General features: G+C 57.6%; 26 protein-coding genes. 8 read left to right on the top strand and 18 right to left on the bottom strand.

Translation table 11 applies throughout. The features are described 5' to 3' along the window. Positions 1–203: 203 nt before the first annotated feature. Positions 204–401: a transposase gene (locus X739_RS1000000170850; RefSeq protein ID WP_023796134.1), complete on the bottom strand. Its 198-nt coding sequence runs from the start codon at positions 399–401 to the stop codon at positions 204–206. 363 nt (positions 402–764) lie between these two features. Between X739_RS1000000170850 and X739_RS1000000171430 the strand changes: the two genes are divergently transcribed. After that, positions 765–1,247 carry a transposase gene (locus X739_RS1000000171430; RefSeq protein WP_023796135.1) on the top strand — a complete coding sequence of 161 codons (483 nt, stop codon included), beginning with the start codon at positions 765–767 and terminating at the stop codon, positions 1,245–1,247. A gap of 105 nt (positions 1,248–1,352) precedes the next feature. On the opposite strand, the gene X739_RS1000000170865 is transcribed toward X739_RS1000000171430, so the two are convergent. The 4 genes from X739_RS1000000170865 to X739_RS139100 form a co-directional block, all read right to left on the bottom strand. Continuing rightward, entirely contained in the window at positions 1,353–1,811 is a 459-nt protein-coding gene (locus tag X739_RS1000000170865) for an aminomethyltransferase family protein (protein ID WP_023796136.1), read from the bottom strand. Between the two features lie 454 nt (positions 1,812–2,265). Next, positions 2,266–4,035, bottom strand: a complete 1,770-nt coding sequence (locus X739_RS139105; protein ID WP_023796137.1) for a recombinase family protein — start codon at positions 4,033–4,035, stop codon at positions 2,266–2,268. Between the two features lie 591 nt (positions 4,036–4,626). Continuing rightward, positions 4,627–5,154, bottom strand: coding sequence for a helix-turn-helix transcriptional regulator (locus tag X739_RS1000000168655; protein WP_084056547.1), 528 nt, complete (start codon positions 5,152–5,154; stop codon positions 4,627–4,629). 97 nt (positions 5,155–5,251) lie between these two features. Further along, positions 5,252–5,896 (bottom strand): hypothetical protein, encoded by a 645-nt coding sequence (locus X739_RS139100; RefSeq protein ID WP_023796141.1) that lies wholly within the window; start codon positions 5,894–5,896, stop codon positions 5,252–5,254. 119 nt (positions 5,897–6,015) lie between these two features. On the opposite strand from X739_RS139100, the gene X739_RS1000000168660 reads away from it, so the two are divergent. Continuing rightward, positions 6,016–6,261 (top strand): helix-turn-helix transcriptional regulator, encoded by a 246-nt coding sequence (locus X739_RS1000000168660; protein ID WP_031252501.1) that lies wholly within the window; start codon positions 6,016–6,018, stop codon positions 6,259–6,261. 205 nt (positions 6,262–6,466) lie between these two features. Here the strand turns inward: X739_RS1000000168660 and X739_RS139095 are convergent, their stop codons facing one another. The 5 genes from X739_RS139095 to traA all read right to left on the bottom strand — a co-directional run bounded on the left by X739_RS139095 (position 6,467) and on the right by traA (position 12,626). Next, positions 6,467–6,931, bottom strand: coding sequence for a HEPN domain-containing protein (locus tag X739_RS139095; RefSeq protein ID WP_023796142.1), 465 nt, complete (start codon positions 6,929–6,931; stop codon positions 6,467–6,469). Beyond that, a complete protein-coding gene (locus X739_RS01000000166705) occupies positions 6,931–8,043 on the bottom strand; it encodes a DUF262 domain-containing protein (RefSeq protein WP_023796143.1) in 1,113 nt (370 codons plus the stop codon). The genes X739_RS139095 and X739_RS01000000166705 overlap by 1 nt, the downstream gene beginning before the upstream one ends. A 486-nt stretch (positions 8,044–8,529) precedes the next feature. Beyond that, complete coding sequence (locus X739_RS139090) at positions 8,530–8,931, bottom strand: sigma factor-like helix-turn-helix DNA-binding protein (protein ID WP_023796144.1); 402 nt, start codon at positions 8,929–8,931, stop codon at positions 8,530–8,532. Positions 8,932–9,233: 302 nt separating this feature from the next. Continuing rightward, entirely contained in the window at positions 9,234–9,449 is a 216-nt protein-coding gene (locus tag X739_RS1000000168665) for an AlpA family phage regulatory protein (protein WP_084056549.1), read from the bottom strand. 129 nt (positions 9,450–9,578) lie between these two features. Next, on the bottom strand, positions 9,579–12,626 hold the full coding sequence (gene traA / locus X739_RS139085; protein ID WP_023796145.1) for a Ti-type conjugative transfer relaxase TraA: 3,048 nt from the start codon (positions 12,624–12,626) through the stop codon (positions 9,579–9,581). A 172-nt stretch (positions 12,627–12,798) separates the two neighbouring features. Here traA and X739_RS139080 point away from each other — a divergent pair, with 172 nt between their 5' ends. Then, positions 12,799–13,125 (top strand): conjugal transfer protein TraD, encoded by a 327-nt coding sequence (locus X739_RS139080; RefSeq protein ID WP_023796146.1) that lies wholly within the window; start codon positions 12,799–12,801, stop codon positions 13,123–13,125. 1 nt (position 13,126) lies between these two features. Then, a complete protein-coding gene (locus tag X739_RS139075) occupies positions 13,127–13,375 on the top strand; it encodes a conjugal transfer protein TraD (RefSeq protein WP_023796147.1) in 249 nt (82 codons plus the stop codon). Between the two features lie 115 nt (positions 13,376–13,490). On the opposite strand, the gene X739_RS139070 is transcribed toward X739_RS139075, so the two are convergent. The 4 genes from X739_RS139070 to X739_RS0135785 all read right to left on the bottom strand — a co-directional run bounded on the left by X739_RS139070 (position 13,491) and on the right by X739_RS0135785 (position 16,040). Beyond that, positions 13,491–13,964: a hypothetical protein gene (locus X739_RS139070; protein WP_023796149.1), complete on the bottom strand. Its 474-nt coding sequence runs from the start codon at positions 13,962–13,964 to the stop codon at positions 13,491–13,493. 176 nt (positions 13,965–14,140) lie between these two features. Next, entirely contained in the window at positions 14,141–14,410 is a 270-nt protein-coding gene (locus X739_RS139065) for a hypothetical protein (RefSeq protein ID WP_023796150.1), read from the bottom strand. A gap of 112 nt (positions 14,411–14,522) precedes the next feature. Then, complete coding sequence (locus X739_RS139060) at positions 14,523–15,461, bottom strand: SEC-C metal-binding domain-containing protein (RefSeq protein WP_023796151.1); 939 nt, start codon at positions 15,459–15,461, stop codon at positions 14,523–14,525. A 168-nt stretch (positions 15,462–15,629) separates the two neighbouring features. After that, the gene (locus X739_RS0135785; RefSeq protein ID WP_031252503.1) at positions 15,630–16,040 is read right to left on the bottom strand and encodes a hypothetical protein; all 411 of its coding nucleotides are present in this window, start codon (positions 16,038–16,040) and stop codon (positions 15,630–15,632) included. A gap of 412 nt (positions 16,041–16,452) precedes the next feature. On the opposite strand from X739_RS0135785, the gene X739_RS139055 reads away from it, so the two are divergent. Genes X739_RS139055 through X739_RS139045 form a run of 3 tightly spaced genes read left to right on the top strand, consistent with a single transcriptional unit; the run spans position 16,453 to position 21,010 of the window. Next, positions 16,453–18,822, top strand: a complete 2,370-nt coding sequence (locus X739_RS139055) for an ATP-binding protein (RefSeq protein WP_023796154.1) — start codon at positions 16,453–16,455, stop codon at positions 18,820–18,822. Further along, positions 18,819–20,492 carry a DEAD/DEAH box helicase family protein gene (locus X739_RS139050; RefSeq protein WP_023796155.1) on the top strand — a complete coding sequence of 558 codons (1,674 nt, stop codon included), beginning with the start codon at positions 18,819–18,821 and terminating at the stop codon, positions 20,490–20,492. Before X739_RS139055 ends, X739_RS139050 begins: the two co-directional genes overlap by 4 nt. Beyond that, entirely contained in the window at positions 20,489–21,010 is a 522-nt protein-coding gene (locus X739_RS139045) for a hypothetical protein (protein WP_023796156.1), read from the top strand. The genes X739_RS139050 and X739_RS139045 overlap by 4 nt, the downstream gene beginning before the upstream one ends. A gap of 5 nt (positions 21,011–21,015) precedes the next feature. Here the strand turns inward: X739_RS139045 and X739_RS139040 are convergent, their stop codons facing one another. The 4 genes from X739_RS139040 to X739_RS1000000167310 are packed head-to-tail and all read right to left on the bottom strand — an operon-like array spanning position 21,016 to position 24,631. Beyond that, positions 21,016–21,702: an Eco29kI family restriction endonuclease gene (locus X739_RS139040; protein WP_023796157.1), complete on the bottom strand. Its 687-nt coding sequence runs from the start codon at positions 21,700–21,702 to the stop codon at positions 21,016–21,018. After that, positions 21,699–22,859: a DNA cytosine methyltransferase gene (locus X739_RS139035; protein ID WP_023796158.1), complete on the bottom strand. Its 1,161-nt coding sequence runs from the start codon at positions 22,857–22,859 to the stop codon at positions 21,699–21,701. Before X739_RS139035 ends, X739_RS139040 begins: the two co-directional genes overlap by 4 nt. Next, positions 22,846–23,271 (bottom strand): DNA mismatch endonuclease Vsr, encoded by a 426-nt coding sequence (vsr, locus tag X739_RS0135790; RefSeq protein ID WP_031252504.1) that lies wholly within the window; start codon positions 23,269–23,271, stop codon positions 22,846–22,848. The genes X739_RS139035 and vsr overlap by 14 nt, the downstream gene beginning before the upstream one ends. 49 nt (positions 23,272–23,320) lie before the next feature. After that, entirely contained in the window at positions 23,321–24,631 is a 1,311-nt protein-coding gene (locus X739_RS1000000167310; protein WP_023796159.1) for a RelA/SpoT domain-containing protein, read from the bottom strand. A 679-nt stretch (positions 24,632–25,310) separates the two neighbouring features. On the opposite strand from X739_RS1000000167310, the gene X739_RS1000000167315 reads away from it, so the two are divergent. Continuing rightward, the gene (locus tag X739_RS1000000167315) at positions 25,311–26,111 is read left to right on the top strand and encodes a restriction endonuclease (RefSeq protein ID WP_084056533.1); all 801 of its coding nucleotides are present in this window, start codon (positions 25,311–25,313) and stop codon (positions 26,109–26,111) included. Positions 26,112–26,229: the final 118 nt, after the last annotated feature.

Here is a 26,229-nt window from a genome sequence, read left to right on the forward strand (position 1 = left end):
TCTCGACAAGTCTCGACCGGGCGACGAGCATGGACCGGGTGGCCTGACTCTCTGCGCTCTTGACCTTCACTTCCCGATACCAGCCGACGCGAACCAGTTCGGCCAGGCCGCGGGCATCGTTCTCATCGCTCTGTTCATTCGGACTGAAAGCGCTGCCTTTGCATGCCGAGCATCAAGGCAGACGACCGGCAACCCTACCCTTTTCAGCTCGTGCCAGAGCCAGCGGACATGGCACCAGTCTCAAATCCGATGCGCACGGCGTGAGGCGCACGTTTACGCAGCAACTCCGTCAAGGCTCCTGGATCGGACTTCGCCTTTCCCTGGAACACCGTCTTTCCGGTATCTTCGATCACGCAGACGCTCGTCTCCCTCTGCGACACATCCAGTCCGACATATTGCATCACTGCGGCCTCCTTGATCTCAATGGTCGGCGGCTTTTGCCGTCAGCCGAATCTTCGTTCAAAGGAGCGACGGCAGCAATTACGTCATCGTTTCCAAAACNCCGTCTTTCCGGTATCTTCGATCACGCAGACGCTCGTCTCCCTCTGCGACACATCCAGCCCGACATATTGCTTCACTGCGGCCTCCTCGATCTCAATGGTCGGCGGCTTTTGCCGTCAGCCGAATCTTCGTTCAAAGGAGCGACGGCAGCAATTACGTCATCGTTTCCAAAACTGACCCCGGATTGGAGTGCGCCCCTCGGACCGGACAGGGTGAACAAGCAGAATTGACTTGGAAGCCGGGCTTTCGAAGGATGGAAGGCCATGGTGACTTATCGCACGCACAGCATCGAGTTCAAACGTCAGGTGGTGCAGGAGTTCCTGTCCGGCGAGACGCTGCATGGTCTCGCCAGGCGGCACGAACTGCCGCGTAACCTGATCCGCATCTGGGTTCAGAAATACGAGGCCGACTCCTTCGACGAAGACGTGGCGGCGGCCGACACGATGCAGACCTATGAGCCGCGGATCGCAGCGCTGGAGCGGCTGGTAGGCCGGCAAGCCTTGGAAATTGAGTTTCTAAAGGGCGCTCTGAAAAGCGCACCACGTCCGAGAAGCGGGACTATATCCGTGATCACCGGCCCGGCGGTTGCGAGGACGACGATTAAGGGAGAGCCGAGCACAGCCGCCCCGTATTCGACGGTACCGAGCGTCGCAGTATCGACGAGGTTGCCAGCATTCCGGGCGATGAACAGTTCCCCAACGCCGTGGCCACCAGTTCCGGTCGAACGCGACTGTCGGCGCAACTGATGATCGTGGCCCATGGCGCCTGGTGTGCGGCGACGGCGCTCCGCTGCGCGGCAAGATCGATCGAGCAGAGTTCCGGGTGGCTGACATAGCGTTCGTTCCCCGATTTCAGCGCGGCGAGCGCCTCATCAGGGGCCAATGCCGACCCGGCACCCTCTGCCGCACGCGCCGACAACGACGCTCCACCAAGACCGATTGCAAGGAGCCCTGCGCCGACCTCGAGGAAATCCCTCCGGCCGACCCCATCACCGTCGCAATTGTTGCACACTGTTTGGCTCCGTCGCCGATGTTCTGAGACTGTTCTGCAGAAACAGGGAATGTCGTTTCATCCATGCGAAAGACCAGACCGTCGCCGACGACGTGGCCATTCTCATCGCACCACGGCGCATAATAGATCTGTCCGACCTGAAGTTTCTTGATATCGCGCGGGATGAGCGTGTCCATCAGCTTCTCGGCATCGGGACCGGCAATGACATATTTGGACAGCGGCGACATGTCGCCCATTGCAACCCTGGCTCGGATCGCCGCCAGTTCCTCGACCATGTCGGAATAGGAACCGACGACCATATGCCTGTCCCAGCGCATCCACAATGCGTTCTGGTTCAACGGCGCCGTACGCTCGACGAAAGGAGTGCCGCGAAAGGCGACCCGGGGCATCCGCTACCGCGCTCAGGCCTGTGGTGAATTTGATGTCATCCATTGCAGTCTCCTCCCGGCCGCAAGGCACTTCGCCGCGACATTCAACAACGGGTGAGGACCGGCCATCCCGCGCCATGGAAACGTGTCTATCAAAGAGCCGACCGCAGGGGATTTCCTACGAGCAGGAACCAGCTCAGTCAGATGTCTCTTGTCTCATCCGTATCTGGGGCGAGACTTTCACTTCACGGAGTTTTTCGGAATGCGCCCAGTTGCCGACGACATACCCGCAGTTCAACCTGACTATTTCAAGCTCTTGTTTGAGCAGCCGTTCAACGCACTTGCGCGCTTTGATCAGGAAGCTGCCCAGTCGTCGCTTCCACCGTCAGCCATGCCTTCTGAGGGCAAGGCTTGCTCTGTCCCCAAATTGGAAAGTTTGGACTAAGCTGCATGCCTCCGATAGCAGAAGAACTCTTCGATTAGTGGATATTGCGATGTAGCGCTCTCCCGCTACCACTTCCAACCCACTATCGTGCGTAACGACAGCGTTGAAGCGGCTGCCTAGTCCGGTGGGTTTTTCAGTATACCGTGCATTGGGAAATGCGGCCCCGCCTATAAGGGCGGCAAGCTTGCCCTTGACCTCGATTTCGAAGCCCTCACGTGCCCGCTTGGGGTGCACGGTGACACTATGAACAAGTCCTCGAAGGTTTTGGATCAGCGGGCCACGGTCGTCAGCAGCAGTTGCGTGGTCGGCCAACGCCTTTGAAAGGCCGTCGACGGTTTCGATGTAACGCTGCAAGGTCGCAGGGTGGAGAGCTACGGGTGACGGCGGCTCATCGAGACGGGAGAGCTGTGCCTCTACCTCGGAAAGCTGCGTCTTGAGTTCTGCAATACGCTGCTTGGCATCCTCTTCAGCAATGACGCTCCTGATCACAAGATCGATCGTGCGCTGCCGCTCGCCTTCTATCCGATCGCGCTTGCCTTGCAGCGCTGTGCGCATCGCATTCGCCTGCGCGGACAATTCTCGGCGCTCTTGGTTGTATTTGCGGATGTATGCCTCGATGAGGCCCGGCGCTTTCAGTTGGTCGCGCATGCCATCGAGGACCGCCTTCTCGATCTCGGGTAGATAGATGATGCGCCGGTTGGAGCAGCTCCCGCTTTCACGAACTGCCGAGCACCGGACGCGAGTCTTACCTGTCTTATCACGGTCGTGAACCGACAGACCCGAACCGCAAACGCCGCAGCGGAGCAGACCGGACAACAGGTGAGCCGGCCGACGCTTGATATGAGAGATTGCGTTAACCCGCGCTGCTTTGCGAGCTTGCGCCCTCTCCCAGATTTCGTCTTCGATGATGCGCAAATGCGCAACTTCTTTCGTCTGCCATTGGTCCTTTGGATTCGGCCTGGAGACGCGCTTGCCTGTATCGGGATTCTTCACCATCCGGACCTTGTTCCAGACGATCCGACCGACATAAAGCTCGTTGAAGAGCAGACCTACGCCGCGCTGTGCATTTCCGTTGATCGTGGAACCGTTCCACCGTATCCCCCGCGGGGGCGGTATCCCATCCCGGTTGAGGTCACCGGCTAGGTCACGTGGTGCGCGACCGGCCGAATAGGCGGCAAAAATACGCCGGATAACGTCTGCCTCCTCCTGGACGATCTCGAGTTCGCCAGGATGGCCCAAGACCGGTCGATAGCCATAGGCCCGGCCTCCGGCATGACGTCCATCACGGACGACTCCAGCCATACCCCTACGGACTTTCTTTGCGCCATCCTCCCTCTGCATCTGACCGACGAGTCCACGAATACCAATGAGCACCGCATCGGCGATACCGTCATGAACAGCCTGAATGTCAATGTCGAGAAAAGAGAGACGTTTGTGAAGACCTGCGAGATCCGCCATGTCGCGCGATAGCCGATCGAGCGCCTCGACGACGACGACGTCGAACGCGTTCTGGCCCGCAGCTTCCATCAGGCGCATCAGCGCGTCGCGACCCAATATAGATGAGCCGGAGCGCGCCTTGTCCTCGTAGACCGCAACGATAGCCAGACCGTTGCGCGCTGCGTAAGCACGGCACAGCGCAATCTGGTCTTCAGTGGATTTTTCGTTCTGCAGCTCGGTCGAAAAGCGTGCGTAGACAGCGGCCCGCCTCATGTGTCGGAAGCCTTCTTCTCGCAGCGATCTGCATCCATGGCAGCATTTCGGCCAGCCGAAGCGCCGACGGATTTGAGATGATCGCCTCTAGCATCGGCGATGGCGAGTGCTTCGACAAACTTAAGCATGGCTGTGCGAAGCTCCTCCGGCGTTACCGCTGGGGCGGTTTCGCGCAGCAATCCACCATCGCGTCTGTGTCGTGCCGACTTCACGAAGCCGAGCATCACTAACACGACCGGCGATAAAAGGGGCACACCCCTTCGATCGTGCAATTAGGACCCTTCGGCGCGCAAATCGGATAGTCGCCGAACTGGCGAATCTAGATCGCACGGGCTGCACCCGTGCTGCTGGGAAGCCTATGGCAGGAACTTGGGATGCGTTCGAACCTTTTTCATGCAACGCTCCCATCATCGCCATAGGCAACGACAGGGCCACTTTCTCCGTGCCTGCGGCGATGTAGCCGTTGTCGAGGTCTCTTCGGGAAACACTCGCTCGACCATCCCTCCTTGGCGGTGCGGATCGAAGCGACAGCGCGAACTTCGCCATTCCAGCCGTCGAAGGGAACTCGTTGAGCTTTGCCATAACTACCGGTCAAGCCGGCCTGCATTCGACCAGCATGGGTTCGCTGGACCTTGCGCTCTCCTGCTTTGGGTCGATGGCTGCCAGTTCCTCTCCTAATGCTGCGATTAAAGACGACACCCGACCTCGCACTCGCGGATGGAGATGCACAAGCCTTTCAATCAAGCGTCGACCTTCCGCGCTGGCAATAAAATTGATGCGTTCGTCGACCGGCAGCGGAGGAGGATCACGATCGGTCTCATTGCCCGGCAGGCCTCCGAAGAAGCGGCCGACCGGAACACCTAATGAACTAGCGATCTCGTAGAGCATGGAAGCGCTCACGCGGTTTCTAGCGTTCTCATATTTTTGAAGCTGCTGAAAACTGATGCCTATGGATCGGGCAAGCTGGGCCTGCGATACGTCCGACTGCACGCGAACCGCGGCGATCTGCCTGCCCACATATTGATCAGCAGGGTGCGGGCCACTCTCGTTTCCATCGTTTACCGGTGCGTTGAAGACGCTGCGGCGCCCTCGCTCCGCAAATGCTTTTCGGAACTGCATCAGTCGCTCCATGTGTAAAGACTTTGTCTCGGTAAGCCCCCGCGAAAATCAGCAAACCGACGAATGATCGCGATTCCGGTACCCTTAATGCCGAAGTTCAGCTCGAGACTTTCTGCTCTCTAATCCGAGCTAGATCGTCTAAGGCCGAGCGGATCTGTGGCCACGGGGGCTCACTGTCATGTAGCGAATACTCCCCTTCCCTAAGCGCTGCATTTAGCTTGGCGGCTATACCGGCGAGCGACGTTGCAGGAACTTGGGATAAGGCTTCGAGGAATTCCTTCGCCCGCTCGCCAGCTTCGCGCTCAGCAAGTAAGGCTGTCGAATAACCAATCTCTCTAGCGGCGGCATCCCAGCGCGCCTGATTGGCTCCGATTTCAGCTTCAGCTTGGGTGCGGGCCACTGTGTTAGCCGGACGAACACCGAGCAATTCCTGGAGGGCCTCAACGGAGTGAACTGTCACGCTCTCGCCGTCGGACAAGGTAACTGTCGTGCAAGGGAAGCCAACGGTCTCGATAAGTACCCTCTCCAGCCGCTGCTGCTGATTGCAAAGCCGTTCAGCCTCTTCCCAAGCCGCCTGCCATCGTTTCCACACCGCCACCGCAGGATCAATGGCGTCATCACCCTCCAAGTCGATGCGAGCAAACGTTGTAGACTGCGTCGCCGCCATTGCGGTTGCTGTTCCCGCAAGCACCTTCCTGCGGGTGACGAAAGGCAAAGTCGTGTTATTGTCGGAATCAGCCATGATCCGAGCTCCGCAAAGCGTGGGCGTGGTTAGACTGTTGGAAGCGGAGGAACCACTTTCAACGGCCGTTACCTAAAACAAGCATATTTGCACTTTTTGTGCAACAGGGCATTTGAACAATGAAGGTAAGTGCGGCCCAAGTTCGCGCGGCCCGTGGGCTTCTCGACATTTCTCAACAGGAACTGGCGGATCTATCCAAGGTAAGTTTGAGGACGATCGTGCAGTTCGAACGTGGTTCGAAACCAGCATCTGAATCAATCCTGCAAGCGCTGAAGCTATCGCTCGAAGCAGCCGGAATAGAATTCATTCCAGAGAATGGCGGTGGCCCTGGTGTGCGCTTGTCACGCGGTACCGCGAACACTTAGACGAAGGCGGCATCTACAGGCGCCTTTAGGATTATCTGTTTCTCAATCAAGGTTTAAGGGCCCGAACCTCATCTCCCAAGAGCTGCCATACCTACCGATGGGGTGGATGGCCAACGTGAGGTGGCTGGCGGACGCCGCCCTGCTGGCGTGGCCCTAAAAGATCGCTCGCTACTCGATCGCGAGCGAGTCACGTTTGAGTTTCGTTCTACTTCTTTGTAGCCTCAATGAGGGCGGCGACGATACTCTTGCAGTCGGAATAGAACGCTTCGACACCCGGCAAGCCTTTGTTTCCTTCCCCTCCATGGGCGATTGAGTTGCGGATAGCGTAAGCCGAGGTGAGCGAAGCTTCCCATTGCTCGTTCGCTTCGATCGTCGTTCGAAAGGCGTTAGACCAGGCTTGGTCGAAGCGGATCAGTAGTTGGCAGATTGCTTCGCAGTCATAGTTCGTTCCCTTCTTAAAATGCGTCTTAATAAATTGCAGCACTTGTGGCTGTGCTCGCGTGGTCAGCCTATCGAGAATGATGACCTCGACGCACCGCTCGACATAGCCGCACACCAGCACAATGCCGTAACGCGCCATATCTGACTTGAGTTCGTCGTCCTTCACGGCGTTGGCGCGCCCAAAGAAGGTATCGAGCTTCCGTTGACGGCTCTCGATCGAGTGCTGCACTAGATGCCTGCGAAAGCGGCGGTGGCGAGCGCCAAGCGCTTACGCACGTTCTCCTCGTCGGCAGTTGCTCGCTCGCAAGCTTGTTTGAACTCATCGTCCGCGATCAGCTTATCGTATGCTGCGCCAACATCGTTGTCTGTGGGGGCCGGGCCGGTATCGAGGCGTTTCGCTAACCCAACCATTACTGAATCAAAGGCGGCAGCGTTCAGCGAGCGGATGATGCGGAATGCACGTGCGCCTATCGCCGTGTTAACTTTACTGATCGTAGTCTGGAAAACCTTCGACAGCCGGTCTAGCTCGTCCTTGCCGACCTTATTCATGGCCGCAGAAAACTTGTTCAGGAAGCCATTCATCGGCCTGGTGTATTTGTCCCCGTCACGATACATCGCGAAGAAACGCACAATCAGCTCTTCGTCCTTCGCGCGGTTGTTCTGGCTGGCGAATACCCCACGCCATGGAGGGAATGTATTCAATTGGTGCACCCGCTCGATGAACGGCCCGAGGCTTATGCAATTGCGGATTTCCTGCGGCGACAGGCGGATTCCGCCCGTGTTGATGCGCTCGAATACAAAGTAGATACTGTCTAGTACGTCTTCCGGCTTGTCTTGCTTAAAAATCGTGGCATGGACGATCGAGTCATCGAGCTTTAGAATGTCGGCGGGGTCAAGCGTCTTATAGGTTTGATTAACCCAAGGCTCGCGAACGCCTTGGAGCTTGAATTCTTTGCCGCGGAGGACGCCGTCATAAAACGCTTCCAGTGTTCGAAGGCGCTGCTGTCCGTCGATCACCAGATGCTCGTTCGTATCAGCCTCTTTGTAGAGAAAGACACCAGGAACCGGTAAGCCCATAAGCAGGGATTCGATGAACTTCGAGGCGTGTTTTGGGGTCCAGACGAACTGGCGTTGGAATTCTGGAATGCGGAACGCTCCCCCGCGCATCCGCTTTACGAGGCTATCTACTGTGTAGTCGGCTCCGTAGCTTGAGATGCTGAATTTGGTTGCCCCCGGATCATCGCGAAGCGTTTCGTCATCGATGCCTTCTTCCAGCGCCAGATCATACTCGTCCTTTCGAACGTCATCGTCTCGGATGCCATTTAGCGTGCCGATGCTCACAAATTATTCCTCAAAAGAATGGTTAGATTCAACACACCACACCCCGTCCCTCGCCGCAAGGAGAACCTAGAATTTGCTAAGGTATTGTCGATTATCGCGAAACCCTTCGCGATAATGGCATCGGACAGTAGCCAGACTAATCAGTCCACAACTCCGCTGTTTAGCGAAACCTGACGAGTTGCAAGTCTCGGGCTGCAATTGAGGCATTACAAGCGGCAACAATGCGTTCGAAGTTGACGCTGGCAACTTTGCGATCGAACGTCCACTAACCCTGATCGACGCCTGAGAACGGCCGCTCGCTTCCGGCCCCCAACGGCCAAAATGAATTCTTGCAGAATCCAGGGGATCTGGCCCGACATGAAAGACCGAGACTGGATGGGTCCCTGGCTAGGGGCTTTGGGCGATGAACCGCGGAAACCGGGCTGTGAGCGGTACAACCTGAGTGGGCGGTTTCGCGCTGAAATATCGGCCGCCCTGAGTTGCGATTTAGCGAAAGCTTTCACGTCGCAGGATATTAGACACTGTCGATTGGGACACGTCGAGGCGTTCCGCAATCTCCATCTGGGTCAAATCACGCTCGTATAGCGCGACGATGTTCTGATCCCGCGCAGCTTTCCCGCCCTTGGTCTTTGGGGTGTAGGTCATCGTCGCGGTCAACCCTGGCCCAACAACCTCCTGCGTGAAGGTTTGGCCACGATGTCCCACGGCGGTCGCCTTGGCGATTCCTGTTTCCTTGTTCACGGTGACCGTGAATTTCTTCACTCCGGGATCATCTGAGAGGCGGTCCGTCAGCGCCTTCAACTCGGATGCCAGTCCCGCACTGCTGGCAATCGGGACGAGAGCTTTTTCGCTTTTATGTACCTTGCTGAGGCGAAGGGCCTTGACCATACAAATCACTTTCCTGCTATTTGTAATATTCAGATACCAGAACTACCAAATTTTGACAAGGGTAGTTTCGACCTGTCCGGCTACGGATCTATGTCCGGTTCGAGGCATCGGAACAACAGGCTGGAAGGCAGCCATCGGATCGTGAGCAGACTAGGCAAACTCCCGGTGAGGCAGATCCGAACAGCAGCTTGCGGCTGAACGTTACCTAGCACCGGACGGTCCGGACCCGGCCATTCCCAGTGGTTGAACTTACATCAGAGAGGACTGTTCAACCATGGGCGCAACGTGCCACTCCACCGCCACTAGTCGCTGTTTTTTCGTGATGCACTGGTGTGCCATGAGACAGGATCAGCGACCCACCGATTGATGTCCGACTCCCGCCAGCCCGCACCATTTACGCTTATCTTGATCTGCGCCGGGAACGTGCCTTCGGCGATTTTGCGGTACATCGTTGAACGGGAAAGGCCGGTCCGCGCGAGGACGGTCCGAAGGCGAATGATACGATCTGGTTCAGGCATGGCCGCTTTGCCTTTCGCTGAGAGCATTTGGCACCCGCTGGAACCAGACAGGACAAACCAAGGCTCGCGCGCAATCAGATTTGTCGTCTCATTGATCTGAGGAGTGGAAACGGCGGCAAATCGGAGGGTTTAGATTCCTATGCCACGGCCGCTGCCAATGCCGTGGTTGAACGCGAGTTCCACACCCAGGCGGCGGCCGGATTCGACTTGGATGCCAAGCGCCTTCTTATGATTGGCAAGCAGGGATTCAAGCTGCGGATCGCGTTCAAGGCTCTTGGCCATGTCAGACATGGCCGAGCGCGTTGACTTGTAGCCGGACATGTCGCCGGCCTGATATTGCTCCTGTCCCGTATGGTCGAGCTTTTGCCAACGTTCCACGAACCGGTCGGCGCGGCGGACCGGATCGTTGTCCAGTCCGGTGCGAATTTCCGTTTCAAGCTGGAGGGCAAGAACGATGCGACTGACGCGGCCGGCCCCCGCTTCACTGACAAGCTCGGGATTCTTGACGTAGGCCGCTTCGGCATCGCGCCAGCCATACGGCCGCACCTTCTCGAAAGCGCTACGGGCATCCTTCAATTCACGCATCTGGTCGGGACTGCCCTGCCCGTCCGCATTTCCAGTGCTGAGGATCGCGTCGAGCGCACGGGCGTGACGGACGAGCGCCTTGGTGCGAGCGCTGCGCAGCGCCGCTTCCCCGTCCATCGAAACATCCGTATCGCGCTGCGTTCCCCTGACGGGAGCCGCTGTCCGGGGCGCAGCGCCGACGTCCGCGCTCAGCGCCGCAACATTCTTCTTTCCCGGCTCGCGCCCACCTTCCTGGCTGGGCTCGCCGTCTCCGGGTGAGCGCGACCCGTCCAGCAGTCCGCCGATCCTGTCGCGCAGCTTCTCCGGAACGATCCGGCGCACAATCTCGACCACGCGGTCTCGGAAGGTGATACCGCGCCGCTCGGCATAGCTCTGCGCCGGGTCGATCTGCTCGTAATCCGACGCCATGTCCTTGGCGCGGTCGCGTGACAATGTCCGAATGAGTCCTTCTCTGGTGGCAAAGTCATCGCCGCTATAATGCAGCTCCATCCCGTCTCGATGCCGCGACAGTGCGACGTAGCTGCCATGTGCATCCATGCCCGGCGTGGCGAGCACATGGGTCCGGTCGACGGTCATGCCCTGAGCTTTGTGAATGGTCGCGGCATAGCCGTGGTCGATGTGGGCATAGTCTTTCAGGTCGAAGCGCACCGACCTGTCGTCATCGGTGCGCACGGTCATGCTCTGTGTGCTGACTTCCTCCACGATTCCGAGCGTGCCGTTCTTGACGCCGAGCCCGCGCTCGTTGCGCAGGAACATGACCCGATCGCCACTGGCGAAGTTTCTTGGGCCGCGCTCGACAGTCACTTGCACTTCCTCGCCGAGATCGCCGGCAGCACGCATGCGCTCGCGCGCTGCCTGGTTCAGGGCATGCACCTCGTCGTTTGTATGGGTGAGGATTATCCGGCTTGCCTCTGGATGCGCCTGCCTGTCGCGATCCCAGCGCTCCACGAGTTCACCTCGCGCCTCGTCGCGCGTTGCAGCCTGATGCACCATGCCTTGCGCGTCGTAGGCACTGACTGCGGCACCGATCCCCCCGGTTGCCAGATCGCGCGTGGCATCACGCTGCCAGTCCTCGCGCTGCCGGCGCACCTGGCCGATTTCGACGCCGCCGTGTCGTTCGTGGATAGAGCGGAATGCAGCACCGGCTTCGATCGCATGCAACTGCTGCGGATCGCCGACGAGGACGACCTTTGCGCCAACGTCCGCAGCATGGGAGAGCACGCGCTCCAACTGGCGCGTGCCGACCATGCCGGCCTCATCGATCACCAGGACATCGCGCGCGGCGAGAAGATCGCGGCCCTGCCCCCAGCTGTGCTCCATGCTGGCGATGGTGCGTGACGAGATGCCTGATCCGCCTTCCAGATTCTCGGCGGCAATGCCGGAGAGGGCCGCCCCTCGAACCTCGTAGCCCGCCGCTGCCCATGCCTGGCGCGCGACACCCAGCATGGCGCTCTTGCCCGTTCCGGCAAAGCCGACAATGACACCAAGACCGCGACTATCGGTGATGTGCGCAAGCGCATCGGTCTGCTCGCCTGAAAGGACAAGCCCGCGTTGCGCAGCCCGCGCCAGTGCTGCCTCGCGATGTACGTCACTCACGGCGTGGCGCTCGTCCAAATCGATACGCTCCGCCGCGCGATGCAGACTCTGTTCGGTGTCGATCATCTGCCGTGTGGTGAAGCGGTCTTCGCCGCGCGTGTCCTTGCCGAGTTCGACCAGATCGGGTGCGTTGCTGATGGCTGCCACGACCGCGGTGAACTGCTCCATTCCTTCGCTGTGCCGATGCGCGAACTTGGCTATGTCTTTTCGGGTGAAGGTCGATTGCTGATGGGTGATGGAATCCAGCGCCACGGATGGATCGGCAATGATGCGCGCACCATTGTTGCGCGCGATCTCGCGATGCAGTTCGGCGCGATCTGCTTCAATGTCGCCAGCGTCCAGGCCACTGCCCTCGATGCGTTGGGCCGGTCCGCCAATCTGGGTTTGCGGCTCCAGGGCAATGCCCTGGGCTTCCAGACTGCGATGATCGATGCGGGCGTCGATGTCGAGTTCGGCCAGGCGTTCGTTGGCAAGCTCCGCCCATCGCTCGCGCCAGCGCTCGACCATCTGGGTGGCGTTCCAATCGCGCACCTTTGCGCCAAAGCCGTTCTCGTCGACCGAGCGCATGGTGAGCATGACATGGGCATGCGGTCTGGGACTGCCATCCTCCGCCCTGTCCCAGTGCACATTGAGATCAGCGACCATGCCCCGGCTGACGAACTCGGCCTGCACGAAGTCGCGCGCCAGTTCGATGCCTTGCGCCTGGCTGAGTTCGCTCGGCAGGGCAAACTCGACCTCTCGGGCAAGCTGGGCATCCTTGCGTACCTCGAAGGACTCGACATCATTCCACAGCCGTTCGCGGTCACTCCAGGCTTCCGGCGCATCCTCCGGCAGCATCACCTCGGAATGGACGACACCGCGCTTGGCCGAGAAGTCATGAGTACGTTCGATCCGCTCGTCACGCAGCCGCGAGGCCGAGCGGTAGGCGGCCGACGCCACAGCACTGCTGCCTGCCTTGCGGCCAATGACCTTGACGTGAAGATGATAGATCGCCATCGCGACAGGATCATTTGCACGTCAAAGCCTACGTCGGCACGACGTATAAGCGCGCCCTCCCTCGAAAAAATCTCTGGATGGACCAGCCCGTCCCGGGCTGTCTCGGCAACCCTGAAGCCTTCCAGCGGGCGCTCCCGTATCATCATCGCATCGACAATCAATGGAGAAAGGCATGCGGAAACCACGGGACTACGACACGGAACTGAAGGCGCTGGAAGAAAAAGCGCGCGAGCTCAAAACGCGAAAGGTGCAGCAGCTTGGCGAGCTGGTGATCGCCACCGGCGCCGATCAGCTCAGCACCGACGAGCTGGCCGGCGCACTGGTCGCAGTTGCCGAGACGAAAGACACGGCAAAGCGTGAGGCATGGGCCAAGCGTGGAGTGATGTTTTTCGAGAGCCGGTCCCGGCGAACTGCTCCGGCATCTCAGCGCAACCCTCGCAGCGCTCCAGCGCAACCGGGCAGCCCACAATCGCCGGCAAGCAGCTCTGGCTCGGCATGATATGCGCACGTGGGAGGTCGAACGTCGCAAGCGCACACGGCAGCTCATCGAACTTGGCGGTCTGGTCGTCAAGGCAGGCATCGTCGAGGTCACCAACGACGATCGCGCTACCATCTACGGCGCAATGGTCTGGATCGCCGCCAAGCTGCAGAGCCATGATGGGAAGAATGCGCGAAACCTGTGGACTGCGAAGGGTAGGCAAGCGTTCGATGCGGAACGGCTTGAGGAGCGAAAGGACCAGCGGACTTAGCGGAGGATCCGCCAGTGGCGCATGTGCAAAGTCGCAACAGCACGGGCCGTCGATATCGTGCCGCCTTCTTTCTGGCTCAGGATCCGAGCCGGATCGACGCTGATTTCGAATACCATCATTGTGTTCGGGTGCAGGTGAGACAGATCCCCTCGGCGATCGCGTCTCCCTGGCATGTTTCGTCCTTACAAGCCACTCGCTCAACCTCGATGGTCCGTTCGCATACGAAGCAGTGAAGCGACGTGGCCCCGGGTGTCTTGGTTTTGAATTGTGCAAGATGTGGCCACTCATCTTGCCAGTCGTGATTGGCTGCAAAATAGCAGTGAGGGCATAGGTAGGCACGGCGCTTGCGGTCGAAGCCGAAGAAACGCTTCGCTTCTGCCGGCGTCAGTTGCCGGATAGCGCTGCCGATCTGTGATAGAACCTTGTTGTGTGCATCGTCCACGAAGCCAAGCGACGCGAACTTGCTTTCATACTCCATCTGCAGGAGCCGACGCGGCCAGGGAATCTCACTGAACAGAACGTCTATTGCGGTCAGGATCGTTTTGACGACCACCGCGGCGGTGAATGTTCCATGTGCGGCTGAATGCATGATCCGGTTTCGGTCGCGCCGAACCTGGTCCCAGAAGGCTTTGAAAACGTCGTCCAGCGGCCGAGCTATGACGCTGTTGTGGACCTTGACCAGATCGACCGCATCAAGCGTGCGGAACTCGCCAAAAGATGCAGTCCCAGTCGCGGCCGAATTTGCCCAGTCCTTCGGATCCCCTATCAGGAGGTGGGCGTAATCGCCGCGATACGCCCCTTCAACGCCAGCTCCATCGCGTGCTGGATCAGACTGTAGGCGTTGGCAAGCAATGGCTGCGAGCGCCGCCAGAAGTCCGCTGTCGCTTCTTCCGGCGTTTCACCATCCAGCTTGAAATATGTGGCCTCGTCGTAATCCCGCAGGGATTGCAACGCGATCTGCCACGCGAGATGAACCTGCCTTACGCCGGCAGCATGGAAATCGGCGGAGGTGGGTATGTCGATGATAATGGCCACGCGTGATATGTGCTACCGGGCCGGCTGGCCAGCATTATTCGTCAAGACGCAGTCACGTCGCTTAGACCACCTTACTGCAGCTTCGAGCGGTTAGGAAAAGCCGGTTCCTGCGTCAACCGAAGTCATCTGTCATGTGGTTCCGCCGCATCAATATCGACAACGCGAAACGGGCGTGACCGCTGAGATCGATGAACACCGAGTCCACGGTCATGGCCTGATCAGAATCCGGCTCCGAATAGATGTAGTCCCTGACACTGACAAGCTCAAATGGATAGCTGGCAAGGCCGGAAAGGACCTCCGCCTCACGCTGTTGGCGGACGGCCTCGACATTACCGGCGAAGCGCTGGACCATTTGCAGGACACCACCGGCTCGGAGCCGCTTGACGGTGAATTCCATCACCCGATCTTCCAAAGCCTCACGCAGATCGGCGTCGTTTTTAGCGCCCAGTTTCTGCGAAACCTTGGTCATCGACCGCGCCGGGTGGACGCCCGAAAACCACAACGTGATGGCATCGAAGGGTCCGGTCGCATCCAGCCAAGCCTCGAACGCGGGATCAGCAACCATCATGTCGACGTGGACCAGAAGCAAGTCACCGCTAAGCTTCAATGGCTTTGTGGCGACTTTGGAAGCGTAATACCCGCTCAACTGACGTTCCGGCTTGATGCGTCCAAGCGCGGCGCCGGCTGCTGGTATTGCCAGGAGATCGGAGGCGGCCTTTAGGCAGTCAGGGTTCTCATCGATCCCCACGATGAGCCGGTCCGGCTGCGGGATCGCCTCCGCCAATGCCTTCAGGCCTTGGCCCAGGCCACATCCTATGTCCAGCACCCGACGGAAGTCACACGCCGCCGCCAACTCGGCCGCGAGCTTGCCGTAAAGACCCTGAGCGTCGTAGTGCTGCGCATTCACGGCCCAGGTCTTGGCGTACATTTTCTGACCGACAAAGATCGCCTTGCCTTTCGGCGCCTCGACGATAGGACCGTGACAGTCCGCGTAGCGTTTACCGCTCTTGCAGGTGCACGGGTCATCTGGCTTCGGATTCGACGTCAGCATCGGTGCTCGAGGGTCAGGTTCTAGCACGTCAGAATGTCTGCTTATCGAAGCCACATCAATGCCCGTCTCACCCCACGCCTTTCTTCGTGCTCCGACGCGATGTTCGTCGAGGATCTTCCCGACCAGGAGTTCCTCGCCACGCCTGAAGCCAAAGATCCCACCGATCGCTCACTTGTCCTGCTCGATCAACGCGTGCAAGCGGTCAACGAAATAGGAATTGACGCATTCGATGGCCTCAACGACCGGGAAGTTGAAATGTGAGTCTAGGTCCTTCCCAGCTATCGCCAGCGGCGCCGGCAGCGAAAGCAAACCATAGTAGAATACGATATGCGAGTGTGTTTCCGTTGGAGTCAGGCCGAGAGTCTTACCGTAGTCGGGCAGGAGCATATGCGTTCGAACGAGATCCTCCTGGATCATGCGCCGTTTCCCACCATCATAGGATCCGTTGCCTCTTTTGACCTTGTACGAGGTCAGCGAACCCCGTTCTTCGTCGAAGACGATGATGTCAACGCGAATGGCTCGCTCACGATCGCCATAGGGGAGAGCTGTGGCAAGAAGCGGCTCGATACGTTCACTCATGCGAACGCGTTGAAGTGATTCATGTGAAAGCTTGAAGTCGTCTTCCGTCCAAACCCGCAAGCGGGCACAGTCCTTAAGGCGCTCCAGAAGAGCCCTCGAGAATTGCTCCGTGCCGCTTATACGCTGAGCTAATTATTGAGGTCGCGCGCGAGTATTTCCGACCGGCGATCGGATCCTCCCGAAAACTTGCGCTTCCAAGCTTCTCGATCGTATCGTCAACGAAAGGGCGGAGGCGACCCAAATAGTTATCCGATTCGAGCACTACCGGCGTGCCGGTTAAATGGGTCACCATGGGAATTCAGTCAAGCATGTACTATTCACTAGCATTGGCAAGTTTTGCCCCTATTTTTGCATGTAAATTGTTAATATATCAGGAATCGAAAATATGTCTGGTGGGCAGGGAAGCAATGCGATGACGAACGGCGAGTTTAACTTAATTCCAAGTCCGCGGGTTCTTCCCATGTTGGGCGAGATAAATCTGGACCAATGGCGTTGCATCGCGGAGCTGGTAGACAATTCCGTTGACGGTTTTCTCAAGCAGAGTCGCCAAGACGCGCCAATCGCGCACGCGCGGGTCGACGTAACCTTGCCAAACTCTGACAAGGACGGCGCGACGGTGCGCATCCAAGATAACGGGTCCGGCATGTCCGTGGACGTTCTGGAACAAGCCGTCAGCGCGGGATGGTCTGGAAACAATCCAATCGACAGTCTGGGGTTATTCGGCATGGGCTTCAATATCGCGACCGCACGTCTTGGCTCGGTCACCGAAGTCTGGACGACCCGAAAGGGCGAGCTTGAATGGCATGGACTTACGATCGACTTCGATGAATTACGACGCCAGCGGCATTTTCGCACTCCGAAACTCACCAGGCCCAAGGCCGATCCGGAGCAGCATGGAACCGAAGTCACCATCAAGAAGCTCAAACCAGAGCAACGTAAGTGGCTAGCAAAGGGTGCCAATCAGACGACGGTGAAAAAGCGACTCGCCCAGGCATACTCCGCGATGCTGCGCCAGAATGGCGTCCCTATTAGCTTCGAGCTTTACATTAACAACAAGCGGCTAGAGGCGCGGCGCCACTGCGTGTGGAATGAGGATCGCGTTGTGCCGGGCGTAGGTGGCACGAGCGTCAGTGCGGTAATTCCTATCAACCATGCACTGTCCGAACGTCTCTACTGCACGAACTGTTTATCCTGGGTGCCTGAGGCTTCGGAATCGGAGCCCTGTCCGCTGTGCGACACGAGTGGCTCGATTGTGAAGCGCAAGCGCAGGATCAAGGGGTGGATTGGCATTCAACGGTATCTTGATCAATCGGAGTACGGCCTCGATTTCATTCGGAATGGTCGAAAAATTGAAATCGCGAGCAAGGACCTATTCTCATGGAATGGTGGCGACGAGAGCGAGCAGCTAGAATATCCGACCGACGATCAGCGTAACCGCGGACGTATTGTTGGTGAAATTCACATTGATCACTGCCGGGTGAGCTACGCGAAAGACCGTTTTGACCGTGCTGATCCTACTTGGACCGAGATGGTGCAGCTTATACGCGGCGAGGGGCCGCTACGCCCGGAAAAAGCCAAAGACCTTGGTTTTGCAACGAACGATTCGCCGTTATTCGCTCTATTTCGGGCATTCCGCCGCACCAGCCCTCATTCAAAAACTGCGGGCGCATACGCGCGTATTCTCATCGCCAAGGACAACAACCTCGCGATGGAAATGGCGAGTTACTTCCATGACGGCAATCCAGAATACCAAGACGACGCAAAATGGTTTGAGCTGGTGGAAGCGGCCGATCGCGAGTTGCTCTACGGGCAGTCAGGTCAGCCTGTACAACCGGGCGGCGGTTCTCAATCGACATCAGGTGGTGAGGACGGGTTGCCAGTTGGAATCATGGATGATCCAGCACCGGGTAGTGAGCCTACGCCCACACCATCGCCTGCCGCCCCCACTCCCGCGCCCCCCGTACGGCGTGAGGTGCCTAACCTTACGAGAAAGTATCATCATCAATCGTCGTCAATGACATGGAATGTCGCGGCATTCGAAGTTGCTTCTAATGATCCTGATTTACCCGCGGGCGCGCCATGGGCCGTCACGCTGGGAGATATTCCGACTAAGACGCACCATTATCTTTATAACCCCGCCCATCCGGTCTTCCAGTCGATTACGATGACGCCCCGGGATGGGATGTTGACACATCTCGCGTACATGACCGCCGATCAAACCCGCAGCTCAAAGTACGCGCCGGACATCGCACTGATTCTTAGTGAATTTCGTGCCGCGTACGGCGATGAGAATGCCCTCGACTTCAAAGCGCTTCCAGCCGACGCAACAGCAATTCTCGTTGATGTGGCACGCGCGCTTGTGAATTCGTGTGCTCCTGAAGAACGTGCGTCGTTGTTCAATGATTTATCGGTGCAGGAGCAAACCACCGTTATGCGCGCGCTCGCGGCAAAAAAGATCAAACCCGCAGAGGCAACGATCGATGGCAGCTTCCTGCAATCGGCACCATCCGACATAATCAGGACGCTGATCGTCAGGCACCCCGAGCTTTGCTTTGATGGAAAAATCTGGGCCGATGCTTACGCCGACCTCGATTACGGCGACCCAGACATCACCGAGGATGCCAGGCGGAATGTCCTATCCAAGTACGTGAGCCTAGTGAGCGATGCTATCTGGCTTTCGAAACAAGACCTCAGTGACTTGGGAATGGCTTCGAAGGATGAGATCATCCGGGCGGTCATGTCGTTGATGCTTCTCAGGCCAGATGTCGAGCCGTCTCAATGACACCGTTTCTCGACGATCGGCGCCTTCTCCGTGGCCCGTGGCAGGCATTTGAACGTGATGTCGCACGACTGCTGATTTATGCGGGATTTGACGATGTCCGTGTGGTTGGAGGGACGGGAGACAAGGGTGCCGATATCGTTGGCGTCAAGAACGGTGAAATCTGGGTCGTCCAGTGCAAGCATACGACCACCGCACCCGCGAATAAATTCGCCGTGCAAGAAGCCGTCGAGGCCGGCACCTTCTACGGCGCGAATCGCATGGTCGTCGCGACGTCGCGTGCAGCGGGGGGAGGATTACAAGCCGAGATCGATCGTTACCGTCGCATCGGCGTGAACGTGGAACTCTTGGACCCAGCGAAGCTCGCCATCATGGCGGCGCGCATACCGGAGTATTCAAAGTCGCGGCGCGAACTCCGACCCTATCAACAAGACGCGCTCGCGCGTTTCAGAGAAGGATTGACGGATACGGGACGATCCCAAATCGTTTTGGCGACTGGCCTCGGAAAGACCGTGGTCATGGCCGAGGTGGTCAGCGATCTTTACCGTGATCGACTTATCCGCGACAACCGTGTGTTGGTTCTGGCAGACAAGCGCGAACTGATCCGTCAGCTCCAGTTTGGCTTTTGGTATCAGCTGCCGAAATGGGTTCCGACGCATCTGCTTTCGGGCGACGAAACGCCATCATTCTATGACGGCATCACCTTTGCGACTGTACAAAGTGTTATTGGGCGCGTCGACGACCTTCCGAGTTTTGGGTTGGTTCTTGTCGATGAGGCCCATCATATCGGCTCGACCACATTCCGGCGGGCATTGGAGGCGCTTGAGCCGCCAATGGTGGGAGGAGTCACGGCGACCCCATGGCGAGGCGACGGCTTCGACATCGACGAAATTCTTGGAAAGCCACTGGTTCGCCTTGGTATTTCGGACGGGCTTAAGAATAGATATCTCAGCGAAGTAGATTATCGACTACTGGCCGACAATATCGACTGGAAATTCGTTCAAGACCGCTCGGTGCATAATTATTCGCTGAATCAATTGAACAAAAAGCTCATCATGCCGACCCGCGACGAGGAAGCCGCGCGTCAAATCGCGGAGGTCTTCAAGCACGAGAAACGCCGTGGGGGAATCGTATTTTCTCCCACCGTGGATCACGCTGAAAGCTTCGCGGGATCGCTGCGTGGCTTCAACCTTCGCGCGGAATCGATTTCTTCCCGGCAGGACGCGCGCGAGCGCGACAAGCTCATGGCGATGTTCCGTCGCGGCGACATTGATTTATTGACCAGCGTCGACCTTTTTAATGAAGGCGTCGATGTGCCAGATGTTGACCTGATCGTATTCATGCGCGCCACGCATAGTAGGCGAATTTTCGTGCAGCAGCTCGGTCGTGGACTTCGACTAAGCCCCGGGAAAGACAAGGTTGTCGTGCTAGATTTCGTGACGGACCTGCGCCGCATAGCGGAGTTGGTTGAGCTTCAGAAGGCGGCGTCCGGCCCGTTGGAGCGTCTGCCTCTTGGACATCATCTGATCAATTTCAGGGACGCGTCGGCCGGCAGCTTCATGTTCGAATGGATGAAGGATCAGGCTGATCTGATGCTGCGCGAAGGAGACGCACAACTGGAAATGCCTAAGTTTGATTTTCCCGACACGCCGCAGCCTGGAGGGGTCGCATGAGCGTCCCTGAAAACATTCGGCGCGAGATCAAGGAGAAGCTGTGGGCTGAGGCGGATCGGCTTGATTGGCCCTCACTTTCGGCCAACGACAAGTCGCGTTATTACGGCATTTGGACAGAGACCAAGGATGTAGGCGGCCGTCTCGGGATGTACATGGACCCTCGCCAGGTTCGCGTGTACATTAAGGATACCCTCCTCAAGCCTTACACGCGAGAAGCTTCCGCTAGTCATGACCTGGCTTTTCGGGTTCTGGGGATTCCGCCCCATACGAAGCCTGTTGCCACGTACATCAAGCCGCACGGACGATTGCTCGATGACGACCGTCAGATCGCTTGGAGCAAGGCAAGCGAGTGGAAGGCGACGCTTATGGCTCTTCACGAACGAGCCTTCGAACTTGGTACGCCCCACGCTGCTATATTGACTCAAGCTGGTTCGAAATTCGCGGACGAGGGAGATCGCCGCGTTGTGGAGAGCGCGGCGTCCAAACTTGGCGTGGAAAGGATAATCTGGCTCGGCTGAAGCAACTAGACTTCGTCCGCGCTCTGCTCCGCTTCGGCTTGTTCCGCGGCTTGCTGATCCTCGAGAGCCTTCGGGAGCTTTTCCAAAGGTCTGCCCGCGAGATAATCCGATACCTGCCGCTCTAGGAACTCCCTGGTCAGTGGGCTTTCCGCCAACTTTGTTGAGAAGGCGCGACCTGGGTGAAGGACATCCCAGGACGAGCGATACTGTGTCGCGCGGCGATTGCCCGGGTCTCTATTTCCAAATCCATCAATGGCGCGGTTCCACAAAGGCTTGAACGTCTCGATCAGCATGTTTTCGCCAAGGGGAATCCAAATGTCATCTACGACCAAGTACCGAACTGAAAAGTCCTGGCTGTCCAGGTTGGTGGCCTGCTCAATAGAGGCCGCGTGCTGCGCGATACGATCAGCTAAGGCACGACCCTTGGAAGCATCAGCGCTCAAGCCCCCTTTGCGCCCGCCTTTTGGTATCGCCTTGCCGACATAGATCGGTTGAGCATAAGCGCCATCCGCGTTTCTCGCCGCGATCGGCGTGTATGCAGGAAATCGTCCTACGTAGTAAATTACATAGATGCCCGCGCCCTTGACATTGTTCACGGCCGGGAGCGGAACGGGTGCGCGCCCGAGCAATTCAAACTCGATGCTCTTTGCAAGGTTTGCCTTATCGAGAGGATTGTAGGGACTGCCCGTCACGCGGCCTTCCTCGGCAAATGACTGGCAACACCTTCGCCTACTATGCGAGCTAGGTCGACGGGCACGGCATTCCCGAGTTGGCGCATGGTCTCGGTCCAAGATCCATGAAACAGGAAGTCATCTGGGAAGGTCTGCAGGCGCGCGCTTTCGCGAACGGTGAAGTAGCGGATAGATCCATCTGGGCGCACGAGCATGTTCTCGCCCCCGGGAACGCCATGTACTCCAGCCTTTAGCGTCTTGGCGGGTTCATCCAGTGCACTACCGGTATGACCCTTGTAGGAGCGCGCCCCAGCTTGCAGTCGATGGTTCAAGAATTTCTTACTGCCACGAGGATCAAATTCCGGATCAGGCAAACCGACAAGCGCATCGCGGGTGGTGCGCCATGGAAGCAGGTGCCCTTTCTTATCTGGATCGAAGTTCTGCCCGCTGGAAGATTGCGGCGGACGATCCTTCTTGGCGACTCTATGGCGATCCCAGTAGTCGCCGTGCACCTGATTCCACAGGAGAGCCTCGCGGGAATGGGTGGGAAGCGGAAAATGCCAACTCACGCCGAGGTCTTCGCGAAAACCCACAAAAATCACGCGTTCCCGTTTTTGCGGAACGCCGTAATTGGCTGCGTTAACAACCTGGGTAATCACACGGTAATTCAAACCGGCTTTGCTTCCACTCGTGTGGTGCTGTTCCAGGCGCGCCAGGTGATCCCCCCACTCCTCGTCGCGGCGGAGCTTGATCTCAGGGTGTTCTAGCTGGAGCTTGATATATTCGAAATAGTTGCGGAAGGTTGCCCGCGTCAGTCCCTTGACGTTCTCGAAGATAAAGGCTTGTGGACTTGTCTCGCGCACGGCGCGTATGGCTTGGGGAAACATATCTCGCGCGTCATCGTACGCGCCGTGTTTGCCACCCATCGAAAACGGCTGGCAAGGTGGTCCGCCTGACACGAGGCGAATTTTTCCTTCATACGGTCTGAAGTCGACTAGCCGCACATCGCCTTCCGTGACCTTCCAGTTTTTGACCGCTGAGATCCCCCGCTTCTTGTTTTCGCGGATTGTGTCGCAACAATAGGAATCCCACTCGATCACGTTCACCGGATTAAATCCCGCGTCGTGCAATCCTATCCCAAGTCCACCAGCGCCAGCAAAAAGTTCAATTGATTTCATCGTCCAAGAATACCTGTATTTTGCTTTTCAGCAAAGCGCGATCCTTCATCTCGCATTCCCATATTACAAGAACCTCCCAACCTAACTCATCGAGAGCTTGCTCGTTTCTGCTGTCACGCTCTGCGTTAGCCTCCAACTTGGGTATCCAGAACTCTTCACGCGATTTTGGGAGCCGCGCCAGTTTGCAGCCCGAATCGGAATGTCGGTGCCAGAAGCAACCATGCACGAAAATCGCCTTCCGTCGCGTTGGAAAAACAAGGTCTGGCCGTCCCGGCAGGGCGCGACGATGTAGGCGATAGCGGTAGCCTAGCGAATGAATTAGGCGACGAACAACCATCTCCGGCTTTGTGTCCTTGCGGCCAATTCGAGACATTCGTTCGGATCGCGCTGACTTGCTTAGGGTATCGACCATATGTCATCCAAGATGCGGCTGGTTCCCACGATTCTTCGAGCTGCGGCAATCATGGTCGAGTTGTGGGGTCTCTCGCCTCGGAGAAGGCGTCACGGACCCGCGCCTCTTGATGGTTTTCTAGCTCCTGGAAGACGGAATCCAAGGAATTCCTCGCTTCCATCAACACCTTGCGCGGTGGGATGTCGATCCCATGGACCAGATTGTTCCGAAGGCGTCGGATTCCGCCTATGGTTTCCAACGCACTTGCCGAAAGTTCTATCGATGCGGCGCCTTTGAGGGGGTCGACGTAGCCGCGCTTAGAGGTAAGGTCCGCTCCCAATATTCTGAATGTGCGTTCGAGCGTGACCCATGCCGAGAGAAAGTCCCCCATTGTGTCGGCTCGCTCGGTGGCCTGTGGAGAGGGTTGCGCGGATGTGTCTGGGGTCGCCAGGCTAGACTGCAGCGTTCCGTAAGACGAATACAGCTCTGGATACAATTCCAGCACCGCGTCTGCCAGCAGATCGGATAAAGCAGACCCGCTGGAAGCGGCGGCAGCGTCCGGCAGCAAGGGCAGTAGTTTTCCTGGGCTGTTCAAATCCGCTCGCTTGAGCAACTCCCAAAGAATATCGACCCGGCCGATCGTGGGCTCCGTGCCTTCTGGCACATTGCCCCGCATCCACTTGTACAAGTAGGCGGCCAACTCGTAATGATTGTCGAATTGCGTATCCTGAGCACTGCTCAATCGACGTTCCACGGCTTTCTGAAGCCGCTCAAGCGCGATCTCTCCCGCGATGACCATGCCGTTCAATTCATCGAGTATCGCGTGCTCGTCCTCCGAAGGCATACCGCTCTCAGGCTTGTAAACCAAGTCATGTTCGACCTCCGCCCAGGCGTGCATGAGAACGGAACCGACTTGGATTTCGATTGCGGCAGTGGCGTATGATTTTTCGCCATCCTCCAACGCGTTCGCGGGCATCAGGACACGATAGTGGTCGGCGTGATACCCGTCGAAACGCTTTGAGTCCTTGCGGGACTTGCCTTTCTCGGGAAAGTCCTTTGCCTTAAGGACATCGAACTTCTCGCTCAAGATCGCTTTAACCCTCTCGCGGTCGCCGGGAAAATAAAGCGCGATCCGTACACCTGCTAGGTCCGGGATGTCGGCCCGAATTTCATCGTGATTCTGGTAATTCTTATCCTTGTTTCTCTGCTGAAGCTTGGCCAAGAGCTTATTTGGCCTCTTGGCGCGGTGACTAACTATAGCCCTAATCCCCTGGGTCGCCAAAAGCTGTTCACAGCGGAGGCTGCAAATCGCCGACGCCGACCGGTAATAGTCGTACTCGCGCGTGTAGGCGCTTACAAAATCCGAAACAACTTGCGACACGGTGGCCCTCCCTGTCGCGACCTTATCGAACCGCGCCTAATCGGTTCAAGCAAAATGGGGTAGGTCTTACTTATTGGTGGACTGACTGAATGCTTAAGTCTGAGTTGGGCGGCCTTTTTGCGCAAGGCGATCCGCCACAAACGCGCCACAGATCACGCCGGTCAATTCAGACCATGACGGATTTCTGCGGATTTTCGCAGGGCGCCAACTTGTGGCAAAATTCGTGAATCAGAGGGGTTTCTTCCGTAGTTTATTGCTAAGATATTGACGTCAAAATGCGAGCAGATAAAAGATAACGGCTTGAGGTTGCCGAGGCGATAAATACCCTACCAACTGGAGAGATGACGACAAGGGTTTCAGACACAGTTATTATCGTCAGTTGCAATTGGCGCCTTCGGAACCTTGATCGTTGCACCCAGGCGGAATCGGCCCATTTGGAACGACAAATTCAAGGGCTCCGCTCACCGTTTGACTGCCCAACGAAATCTATGTTGGCCTAAATACGGCGAACGCTGTGGTGTGGATCAATAGTCTTCAGCCGAAAATCGGGCGCGTCGAGATCAATGAGGTAGCGTGCATCGCCTGCAAGGCCGCCTGGTTATTACTATTAAACTACTCGGAAGCTTCATCGCGTGCGATTCCTCACCAAAGCTTCCGCTAATATAAAGAGGAGCGTTGCGTGCCATTGATTACGGCGAGGATCCCGGACAATTGGGAAGAGCTGGAGGACCTAATCCAGGCGATCCTTGCAGAGTGCGGGATGAAAGCCACAAGGCAGGTGACGATAAAGTTGCCGCGCGGTAGCGTGGATGTCGACGTACTGGCCGAAGAGACCGTGGATGGGATTACCAGCATCACCGTATGCGAATGCAAGAACTGGAAAGCCCGGATTCCGAAGGAGATCGTGCATGCGTGTCGCACGGTCATGCAGGAGACGGGCGCCAATAATGGCTACATTATTTCGCGGGAGGGCTTTCAATCTGGGGCGATCGAGGCGGTCGCCGCGACAAACATCAATCTGGTGACATTCGAGCAATTCCAGGAGCGCTTTTTCGAAAAATGGTATCGCAACCGGCTGTGGGCAATTGAAGACTCTCTGCACGGTTTCCACACCTACTACGAGATGCTTGGCAAGCCCGGGTACAATCGTCTTACGACCGATGAAGAACGCGCCGCGTATGACGTGGTCTGGGACCGCCATCTGTTTGCAGGGCTGATGCTTATGTCGTTCTCGCCCTACAGCGGGCTTCTCAAAGGCGGGTTCAGGGCGCCCCCTCTTCCCTTCGATGTATCCAAGATTGTTGAGATGGGTGCAGACGTCCCGGAAGCCGCACAGAACGTGCAAGGCTATCGGGAACTGCTGTCGGTGCTGGAAGCGGCCGGCAAGGAAGGTCTGGCAGAGCTGAGAAAAGTAAACCCTATCACCCGCGACAAAGAGACCGCACAAGTTGCCGAGAAGCCGCTTCGTTTCGGTGAGTGATCAGGTTACCTCGCGACGTCGATATGACTGGTGTCGGACCTTCACTTGGACCGTCGTCGGTAGGCAAACTACTCCGTGCGCCGTGGCTTCCTCGGATCTGTTTGAAGGCCAGCAGTAA

Source organism: Mesorhizobium sp. LNHC209A00 (genome assembly GCF_000502915.1).
GTDB lineage: Bacteria > Pseudomonadota > Alphaproteobacteria > Rhizobiales > Rhizobiaceae > Mesorhizobium.